Origin of the sequence: Aquimarina penaris, assembly GCF_040786285.1 — a bacterium.
Taxonomy (GTDB): Bacteria; Bacteroidota; Bacteroidia; order Flavobacteriales; family Flavobacteriaceae; genus Aquimarina.
Genome location: NZ_JBFMKQ010000007.1, coordinates 1 through 8,651, shown reverse-complemented (window position 1 = coordinate 8,651; position 8,651 = coordinate 1). Strand labels below are relative to the sequence as shown.

Genomic DNA, 8,651 nt, shown 5'->3' with positions numbered 1-8,651 from the left:
TCAATTCTTCCGAAAACAGAATGTAAACATAGTATTTCATTATCAGTACGAAACAAAAAATCCTGAAGATTTTTCTTCAGGATTTTAATTCTGTGGGCGCGAAGGGATTCGAACCCCTGACCCCTTGGGTGTAAACCAAGTGCTCTGAACCAACTGAGCTACGCGCCCGCTACCTTGCGATTGCGGATGCAAATATAAGACAGTTTTATAGTCTACCAAAAGAATTTCAAAGAAAAATTAAATTATTTCTGCCACCACAAATGTACTCCCTCCCACATATATCACATCTTGATCTGTAGCTTCCTGTAATGCAGCTTTATACGCATCTTTAACAGAATTATACCCTTCTCCTTTTAATTCAAATTTCAATGCTTCTTCTTTGAGTTTTTTCTCATCTAAACCACGGGGAATATCAGGTTTCGAAAAATAATATTGGGCATCTTTAGGAAAAAGAGGTAAAATGGTATTTAAATCTTTATCATTAACCACTCCTAAAACAATATGAAGTTTATCATAGGTCTCTTCAGACAACTGCTTCATAACGGGTAGTAAACCATCTGTATTGTGAGCAGTATCGCATATTACCTTTGGTGTTTGCTGTAGGATCTGCCATCTTCCTAATAAACCAGTATTTTCAACCACTTTACTCAATCCTTTTTCTATATCTAACTCTTTAATTTTCCAGTTTTTTGTTCGTAGAATAGAGATAGTCTGTAAAGTAGTTCTCTTATTCTCTTTTTGATACTCTCCTAATAAATCACATGAATATAATTCGCCGCTATACTCTCTTGCTAAAAACAAATCACTATGATGTGTTTTTGCCTTTTCTTTGAATACTTTTTCGGTTTCGGTAGTAGTCCTTCCGATAACTACTGGTATGTTTTCTTTAATAATCCCTGCCTTTTCTTTTGCTATTTTTACTAATGTATCCCCCAAAAATCGAGTATGATCTAAACCAATGTTGGTAATTACAGAAACTTCTGGAGTAATGATATTAGTTGAATCTAATCTTCCTCCAAGACCGACTTCAATAACCGCAATATCGACATTAGATTTTGCAAAAAACTCAAATGCTAGTCCAACAGTCATCTCAAAAAAAGACAAATGATTTTTTTTGAAATATGATTGGTGCTTTTTTACAAAATCGACTACATATTGCTCAGGTATCTTTTTACCATTAATTTTAATACGCTCTCTGAAATCTTTGAGATGAGGCGAAGTATACAAACCTACTTTATATCCTGCTTCTTGTAATACAGAAGCTAACATATGGCTGGTAGAACCTTTTCCGTTAGTTCCTGCTACATGAATACTCTTAAACTTAGTTTCGGGATTTTGTAAATACGTAGCTAATTGAAAAGTATTAGTAAGATCAATTTTATATGCACTGTCACCTTGGCGCTGATACATCGGTAATTGGGCAAACATCCAATCCAGGGTCTCCCTATAGGTCATACACTATTTTATTCTGAAAGTTTAAATTGGTAAATAATAACCCCTACTTGTTTTACTGGTGCTTTAGCATCACCGTTAAATCGTGTGGCCAACGCTGCTCTTTTTGCAGGCTCCATCAAGCATGATGCGCTATTTGTCGTTCCTTTAACTCCTGCAGTGGCTCTAATCACACTCCCACTTTGATTCACTTCAATCTTAACGACCACAATTCCTGATTCATTGCAATCCTGAACAAATTTTTCTTTATTAAGGGCCTTGCGTCCTCCTAAACGATAATTACCATCTCCATCTAACCCTTTACCCGTACCATAATAAGATTTGGCATTGGGATCTCCATTAGGGTTACCCTTATCACCAGGTGATTTATCATTTCCTTCTCCACCTTTTGCAGTTCCTTTGCTTTTTGGCCCATTAGAAAAGCTATTTAGAATATCTAATGTAGATTTATCCGGCTTGGGATCGGGTTTCTTTTCTTCTACTTTTTTAACAGGCTTAGCTACTGGTTTTTTGACCGTTTTTTGCTCTAGAGTTCTATTTTGAGAGCTCTTTATCGGTTGTTCAACCTTTTTCTTAGGTTTCTTTTTTGGTTTATTCTCTATTACTGGTGCATCTTCTAATTCTTGAGTAACCACTTTTTCCTTAATTTCGGGAACATCCTCTTGGGGCTTTGAAATTGACGAAGTAGTCTCAGGAGTAGTTTTTTTTGGTGATGATTTAATAGGTTTAGTGGGTTGCAATTTTCCAGAACCAACATTAGTAGTCCCAAAGTTTAGCGCAATGCCACCTTCTTCTTCGGGAGTGATATAACTCAAACTCAGATAAAACAACAAAAAGATAATCCCAATATGCAAAATCAATGTTAATGCAAAGGATTTTCTTTTATGTTTTGTATCTAGTTTTATCATCTCTAATTAGGTTTCACGGCCAATATCACTTTAAATTTATTTCGGTTTGCAATATCCATCACACCCACGGCCTTTTCTATAGGTACTCCTTCTTCGGCTCGAAGAATAATTGTAGGCTCACTTTGCCCCTCTAAACGAGAAATCAATGTAGATTCTAACGTACTTTGACTAATTCGTTCCTGGTCAATATAATATTGCAGTTTATTCGTAATACTAACCGATATATTTTGAGCATTAGAACTCTTTCCTTTTGCTTTTGGCAATACCAAATCCAGTGCTTCAGGAGTAATCGCAGGAGATGTTAGTAAAAAGAAAACTAATAACAGAAATACGATATCTGTCATTGATGACATACTAAACTCCGGGCTGACTTTATTTCTTCCTCTTAAGTTCATATTATGCTGGTTCGTTTAACAAATCAAGGAAATCTACCGCTTTAGCTTCCATACTATGAATAACCTTATCCGTACGCACAACCAAATGATTATATCCAATATATGCTATAATACCAACTACTAACCCTCCAACGGTTGTGGTCATAGCTGTATAAATACCTTCTGCTAAAACTCCCATATCTGCTGTACCTTCACTTGACGCCAAATTATGGAATGCCAAAATCATGCCAATTACCGTACCAAGGAAACCTATCATAGGGGCAGCACCAGCTACCGTAGCAAGAATACTAACGTTTTTTTCAAGCTTATAGACTTCTAACCTACCCGCATTTTCAATAGCTTTATTAATATCTTCTAAAGAATGACCTATTCTAGAAATTCCTTTTTCGGTTAATCTCGCTACAGGGTTATTCGTCTGAGCACATAGAATTTTTGCCGCTTCAATTTTACCGCTTGCTACATTATCCTTAATCTTATCCATAAATGTTTCATCATATTTTGAAGCTGCTTTTATAGCAAAAATTCTTTCAAAATATATATAAACTGCTACAAAGAGTAATACAAAAAGAATAGATATAATAACTACAGCGCCTGTTCCACCACTAAGCAATAGGTCCATAATAGATAGTGAATTGTCTTCATCGGTGGCAGACTCGCTGGTTTTTTGGGCTAAAGCACCAAGCATAAAAAATAAATTCATCATTTTAGTTTTGTTAATTTAGTGTTAGTATACTAACGTTATTTCTGTAGGTTAAGTATATGTTTTTTTTGTTTATAATACATATATTATTCCTAATAAACCTATCACTCCAAGCACTATAGTATATGGAAAAGCCATTTTTACCATTTTCATGTATGACAACCCTATTAATGGTGCCAAAGAAGAGGTTAGTAAGAATAAGAACGCGGCTTGACCATTAGGTGTTGCAACACTAGGTAAATTTGTTCCTGTATTAATAGCTACGGCTAACTTCTCAAACTGGTCTCTGGATATTACTCCGTTATCAAAAGCTTGCTTAACTTCTCCTATATATACTGTAGCTACAAACACATTATCACTAATCATAGATAGCACTCCATTGGCAACATAAAACATTGAAGGTTGCTTGGACGCTTCCAGGGATAAAGCCCAATCAATAATTGGTGTAAATAAGTGTTGATCATGGATCATAGCAACAATTACAAAGAAAACCACTAATAATCCGGTAAACGGAAGTGCTTCTTCAAAAGCTTTTCCTAATTGATGTTCTTCAGTAATTCCCATAAAAGCCGTCTGAACAATTATTAAAGCTAAGCCAATAAAACCTACCGGAGCCAAATGCAAGGCTAAACCAACAATTAAAAGTAGTGCAGATACTGCCTGTACAATCAACCCATATTTAGATTTATCAGATCTATTAGCATCCTCTTCATCGGTATAACTTTCAATAATTCTTCTAGCAACATCCGGAAGTTTTGCCCCAAAACCAAAAGTCCCTGTCATTTCAAGAATTATTGTAGTTATCATTCCTGCGACTAAAACGGGTAATGAAATCGGTGCCATTTTTAAAAAGAACTCGATAAAATCCCAACCCATTCGTTCGCCTATAAGCAAGTTTTGAGGCTCTCCTACTAGTGTACAAACACCACCAAGAGCAGTCCCAACCACACCATGCATTACCAAACTTCTTAGAAAACTCCTAAATTGTTCAAGTGTTTCTCCGCTTAATTCTTTTCTATCCAGTACTCCACTTTCATCATAATCTCCGGATCCAGAATGAATCTTATGATACACTCCATAAAACCCTACCGCTACACTTATCAAAACTGCGGTCACAGTTAATGCATCTAAAAAAGCAGAAAGTACTGCCGCTAAGAATACAAACAACAAGGATAGTATCATCTTGGATTTTATTTTGGTAAACACTTTACTAAAAATATACATTAGTAAAGGTTTCATAAAATATATACCCGCCACCATAAAAACCAAAAGCAATATTACTTCTAAATTTTGTTCTACTTCGTGGTATGAATTTTTTGGGGTTGTTAGATTCAATATCAAAATTTGAATTGCCAACAATCCACCTGATTGCAAGGGGTAACATTTTAGTGCCATTGCCAGAGTAAAAATAAACTCTGCAATAAATATCCAAGCCGTAACCATTGGCCCTAAAGCGAAATAAGAAAATACATTAAAAATTAAGAATCCTAACATTATGGTTTTAAACCATTTTGGACTGTTACCTAGAAAATACTTGAACATAGTTATACTTGGTTATGCGTTAATACTATATCAGCTGTTTGAGGGCTATCTCAAATGCTGTTTTACTTATATTAGTTTTTGCTCGACTATTATTATAAGTGTTTTGAATTGCTTTTTTTATGGTTTCTGAAGTATCCATAAAAATGGCTTCATCGGTCATTTGAACTTTTCTCTCCATAAAATATGCAAAGACCCTAGCCATACCACAGTTAGAAATAAAATCTGGTATTAAACTGATTCTTTCATCTGTATATTCCATTATGGGTCCAAAAAATATTTCTTTATCAGCAAAAGGGACATTAGCTCCGCAAGAAATCACTTCTAAACCAGCACCTATCATTTGGTTAATCTGATCCTTAGTTATCAACCTAGATGCTGCACAAGGTGCAAAAATCTCGGTATGTAAGGACCACACCTTATCATTCATTTCTTCAAACGAAATCAACGAATCACTATACAGCTTATTTCCTTTTTTGTTTAAATAAAGTTGTTTTATCTCTTCAAAAGAAAAACCATCTTCTTTTATAAGCCCACCTGCATGATCGATAATACCAACAACTTTGGCTCCCATTTCAGAAAGATAATATGCAGCCGCAGAGCCCACATTACCAAAGCCTTGTACGATGGCTCTTTTACCTTTTACATCACCATTATAGATATCGTAATAGTGTCGTACAGCCTCGGCCACACCATATCCGGTAATCATATCTGCTACTGTATATTTTCTGGAAACATCGGGAGAAAATGTAGTGTTTTCTAATACTTTAATTACCCCCTGTCGTAGTTGTCCTATTCTATTTATTTTATCGGCCTCTGAGGGCTGAAAATGCCCGGTAAACACTCCTTCTTGTGGATGCCAAACTCCACACTCCTCAGTTATTGGGATAACCTCATGGATTTCATCTACATTTAGGTCACCTCCAGTACCATAATAGCTTTTTAAAAGTGGCGACACTGCTTTATACCAACGCTTAAGTACTCCTTTTTTTCGTGGATCATTAGGATCAAAATTAATTCCTGATTTGGCTCCTCCGATTTCAGGACCAGATACTGTAAATTTTACTTCCATAGTTTTTGCTAAAGAAAGTACTTCGTTCATATCTAATCCAGCACGCATTCGAGTACCACCACCTGCAGCACCACCTCTAAGTGAATTTATAACTGTCCAGCCTTCTGCTTCAGTTTCAGAATCTCTCCAGTTGAAAACAATTTCTGGATCTTTATTTTCGTATTTTTTTAATAACTCTTTCATTTATAAAATTTCAATTCATTGAGTATACAACTCTTTTTTCAAAAAAATAACACCAATAGTGTTTCTATATAGTAACATTAAAATAATCCCCCAAACGGAGGTTAGAGCTGAGTCATATTAAAAGATATTACAACAAATTGAACTGTAGTCACTGTTGGACCTCACAAATATAAAAAACTAAACATGGCAAAAGCTTAAATAAAAATAAAATTACACCTTTATGAATGTACTTTTTTTCATTTATAAACTTTCGGTTTCCAGTAAACAATTCTAAAAAAAACTCAAAATTCTATGGTAAAAAATCATGTTATCAAAAAATCAAAAAAACACTAAAACTATTATATTATCGACTATATTTGTAAGATTAATAAAAATATCGAAGTTATCTCGATTTATTTTCATCAAAAAGTACGAATTGCGTGTTATGCACGCACAGTAAATCATAAATAAAAATGGACTTTAAACTATCCGAAGAACAACTAATGATACGCGATGCAGCTCGCGATTTTGCCAAAGCCGAATTACTACCTGGAGTGATTGAGCGTGATAATAAACAAGAATTTCCGACCGAACAAGTAAAAAGGATGGGAGAACTTGGTTTCCTAGGTATGATGGCCTCTCCAGAATATGGAGGAGGAGGAATGGATACTATCTCTTATGTTTTGGTCATGGAAGAATTATCCAAAATTGACGCATCTTGCTCTGTGATTGTATCTGTAAACAACTCTTTGGTATGTTGGGGTCTTGACACCTATGGAACTCATGAACAAAAAGAAAAGTATCTATCCAAACTTACTACTGGAGAATCAATTGGAGCTTTCTGTTTATCTGAACCAGAAGCGGGTAGCGATGCAACTTCTCAAAAAACAACAGCGATCGATAAAGGGGATCATTATATCCTTAATGGAACAAAAAACTGGATTACCAATGGCGGAAGTGCAGACTACTATCTGGTAATTGCTCAAACTGATAAAGAAAAAAAACATCGTGGTATTAATGCCTTTATTGTTGAAAAAGGATGGGAAGGTTTTGAAATTGGACCCAAAGAAGATAAGTTAGGAATTCGCGGTAGTGATACGCACTCCCTTATTTTTAATGATGTAAAGGTCCCGAAAGAAAATCGTATTGGGGAAGATGGATTTGGATTTAAATTTGCAATGAAAACTCTGGCAGGTGGTCGTATCGGAATTGCCGCACAAGCTTTGGGTATTGCTGCAGGAGCATACGAATTAGCAAAAGAATATTCTAAAGTTCGAAAAGCTTTTGGAACAGAAATCATGAATCATCAAGCAATAGCCTTTAAACTTGCAGATATGCACGTACAGATTGAAGCTGCTAGAATGTTGGTTTATAAAGCCGCTATGGATAAAGACAATCATGAAAACTATGACTTATCTGGTGCTATGGCAAAATTAGCTGCTTCTCAAGCTGCTATGGAAGTATCTGTTGAGGCTGTCCAAGTGCATGGTGGTAACGGTTTTGTAAAAGAGTATCACGTTGAACGATTGATGAGAGATGCTAAGATTACACAGATCTATGAAGGAACTAGTGAAATTCAGAAAATTGTAATTTCGAGAAGTATTCTTAAAGATTAATTTAATAAAGGATATCTCAACTAATATTACAAAGCCCAGATTGAAATAAACAATCTGGGCTTTTATTTTTCTTTACCGAAATGTTATTTTTTATCAACCTTCTCTGAAGAAAGTATGTTTTCAATTTCTTCAAAAGAGCGTTTACCCAGTAGTTTTCCTTCTGGAGAAATTAAAAATTTAGCAGGAATCGCAGAAACTCCATATTTTCTGGCTATTGAAGACAACATGACGTATTTATTTTGATCTACGATCTGGTTTTTCCAGACGAACCCGTCTTTTTTAGACGCTTTTTTCCATGATGATAAATCTTTCTCTAACGCAACTGTTACAATGGTAAGTTGATCAGAATACTTGTGGTGAAGCGCTACCAATTTAGGATTCTCTTTCCTACATGGCGGACACCAGGACCCCCAAAAATTCAACAGCACATACTTACCACGTAAATCAGATAATTTAAATGAAGTCCCATCGACAAGAATTGTTTCAAAATCAGGAGCTTCTTCACCATCATCTACCACAGAATACTTTATATAGAGGTAGAATAAACTAATAACTATAATTATTGCAGGGATGATATACCGCAGTAGTTGTTTCATACAAATTATATACTAGTATACTTTTGAAAGTATACTTACTAAAGTAATAATTCTAAGTTTAAAAAAGGGTGGTTTATATATCTATTACTTTTCGTGCATAAAAAAACCCTTCATTGTAATAATGAAGGGTTTTCAAGGAAGGCGGCGACCTACTCTCCCACGATTGTAGTACCATTGGCGCTAATGGGCTTAACTTCTCTGTTCGGAATGG

Annotated in this window: 8 protein-coding genes, 1 tRNA gene and 1 rRNA gene; 1 reads left to right on the top strand and 9 read right to left on the bottom strand. The window is 35.2% G+C overall.

What is annotated here, in order from left to right; all coding sequences use genetic code 11:
- Positions 1–93 precede the first annotated feature (93 nt).
- The 7 genes from ABW637_RS21580 to ABW637_RS21550 form a co-directional block, all read right to left on the bottom strand.
- Positions 94–168: transfer RNA gene (locus ABW637_RS21580), tRNA-Val, on the bottom strand.
- 69 nt (positions 169–237) lie between these two features.
- Positions 238–1,455, bottom strand: a complete 1,218-nt coding sequence (locus ABW637_RS21575) for a bifunctional folylpolyglutamate synthase/dihydrofolate synthase (RefSeq protein WP_367586812.1) — start codon at positions 1,453–1,455, stop codon at positions 238–240.
- Positions 1,456–1,463: 8 nt separating this feature from the next.
- Positions 1,464–2,360 (bottom strand): cell envelope integrity TolA family protein, encoded by an 897-nt coding sequence (locus ABW637_RS21570; RefSeq protein ID WP_367586811.1) that lies wholly within the window; start codon positions 2,358–2,360, stop codon positions 1,464–1,466.
- Positions 2,361–2,362: 2 nt separating this feature from the next.
- On the bottom strand, positions 2,363–2,755 hold the full coding sequence (locus tag ABW637_RS21565) for an ExbD/TolR family protein (protein ID WP_367586810.1): 393 nt from the start codon (positions 2,753–2,755) through the stop codon (positions 2,363–2,365).
- A 1-nt stretch (position 2,756) separates the two neighbouring features.
- On the bottom strand, positions 2,757–3,440 hold the full coding sequence (locus ABW637_RS21560) for a MotA/TolQ/ExbB proton channel family protein (RefSeq protein ID WP_445012734.1): 684 nt from the start codon (positions 3,438–3,440) through the stop codon (positions 2,757–2,759).
- A gap of 87 nt (positions 3,441–3,527) precedes the next feature.
- The gene (gene nhaB / locus ABW637_RS21555) at positions 3,528–4,997 is read right to left on the bottom strand and encodes a sodium/proton antiporter NhaB (protein WP_367586809.1); all 1,470 of its coding nucleotides are present in this window, start codon (positions 4,995–4,997) and stop codon (positions 3,528–3,530) included.
- Between the two features lie 25 nt (positions 4,998–5,022).
- Positions 5,023–6,249 (bottom strand): Glu/Leu/Phe/Val dehydrogenase dimerization domain-containing protein, encoded by a 1,227-nt coding sequence (locus ABW637_RS21550; RefSeq protein WP_367586808.1) that lies wholly within the window; start codon positions 6,247–6,249, stop codon positions 5,023–5,025.
- A gap of 452 nt (positions 6,250–6,701) precedes the next feature.
- Between ABW637_RS21550 and ABW637_RS21545 the strand changes: the two genes are divergently transcribed.
- The gene (locus tag ABW637_RS21545) at positions 6,702–7,844 is read left to right on the top strand and encodes an acyl-CoA dehydrogenase (protein ID WP_367586807.1); all 1,143 of its coding nucleotides are present in this window, start codon (positions 6,702–6,704) and stop codon (positions 7,842–7,844) included.
- An 83-nt stretch (positions 7,845–7,927) separates the two neighbouring features.
- Here the strand turns inward: ABW637_RS21545 and ABW637_RS21540 are convergent, their stop codons facing one another.
- Both ABW637_RS21540 and rrf read right to left on the bottom strand, forming a co-directional pair.
- Positions 7,928–8,440, bottom strand: coding sequence for a TlpA family protein disulfide reductase (locus tag ABW637_RS21540; protein ID WP_367586806.1), 513 nt, complete (start codon positions 8,438–8,440; stop codon positions 7,928–7,930).
- Positions 8,441–8,576: 136 nt separating this feature from the next.
- A 5S ribosomal RNA gene (gene rrf, locus ABW637_RS21535) occupies positions 8,577–8,651 on the bottom strand; the annotation flags it as partial.